Source organism: Vibrio sp. 2130-1, from assembly GCF_033339515.1.
The window spans coordinates 1-1,036 of the sequence record NZ_JAWOUT010000088.1; the positions used below are offsets into that span (position 1 = coordinate 1).

Consider the following 1,036-nt stretch of genomic DNA (forward strand, 5'->3'; position numbering starts at 1 on the left):
CTCAGCCCGCTCGAATTTATCAAGCTAAGTGCACAACGACTTCTTAATATGCAGCCACGATAATGCAGCTGCGCTGACTAGAGCCGACCGAAGCCGGCAAGGTGGTTAACCGTTTTCAGCACCCTGCAGAACAACAGGGTTGGAACTGAATAAGTAACCATCAAAATTCGGGTCATCGATGTCAGACAGCTCCAACAGGCGCTGTTTAACGTTTTCAAGGTGTTGCCACATGGCATTTTTTGCAGCGTTTGGATCTTTACGCTGCAATGCGGCAAGGATTTTGGCGTGATCGTCTAACCACTCTTCACGGTAGTCTTGACCAGCAATGTGAGAATGAAGTTTCTTCCACATTGGGCTGCTCTCGCGTCGCTCCCAAGATTGCTTCAACATGTCCACCAGCACAGAGTTTTGAGTTGCCTCTGCAATGCACATGTGAAACTTCTCATCACCGTTGCAATCTGCGGTGCCACTGGCAAGTTCTTCTCGTTCTAACTCAAGGGCTGCACGCATTTTCACGATGTCGCCAGGCGTTACTTGCATCGCTGCAAATTCCGCAATGTTACTTTCAAGCAACTGGCGAGCTTGGAGCATTTCAAACGGACCGGCATCATCGCTGATCACGTTCTCACGGGAGTTCGGTTGAGATGGAATATTGATGACATACACTCCAGAACCTTTCTTCACTTCGACAAGGTTTTCCAGCTCCAGCATGATGATCGCTTCACGCACTACTGTGCGGCTAACGTCGAGACGTTCTGCGATATCGCGCTCAGGCGGCAGCCTATCTCCGACCACGTAACGGCCATTGATAAGTTCTTGTCTAAGGACTAAACCGATCTCTTGATACGGTCTTTTCGGTTCAAAAGGCATCATGATGATATTATCACTATATTCCATCTAACTTCTCACGCCATCATAACGACCAATAATAATTGGTCAACCTCTATGTACCAGAATGTGGTAACACCTTGTTTTCGATTGTTTATTACTAATTACTTTGTGAATTACTTAACTGCTTTGATCTTCTCAACCAGTT

General features: G+C 46.7%; 1 protein-coding gene. It reads right to left on the minus strand.

Annotation, left to right across the window (positions count from 1 at the left end; genetic code table 11):
- Positions 1-105: 105 nt before the first annotated feature.
- Positions 106-897, minus strand: a complete 792-nt coding sequence (locus R7Q09_RS24400) for an FCD domain-containing protein (protein WP_318143727.1) — start codon at positions 895-897, stop codon at positions 106-108.
- Positions 898-1,036 lie beyond the last annotated feature (139 nt).

What these genes read in the sequence shown, in the direction of transcription:
- R7Q09_RS24400 (WP_318143727.1), bottom strand. Translation starts at nt 897, where the DNA reads ATGGAATATAGTGATAATATCATCATGATGCCTTTTGAACCGAAAAGA.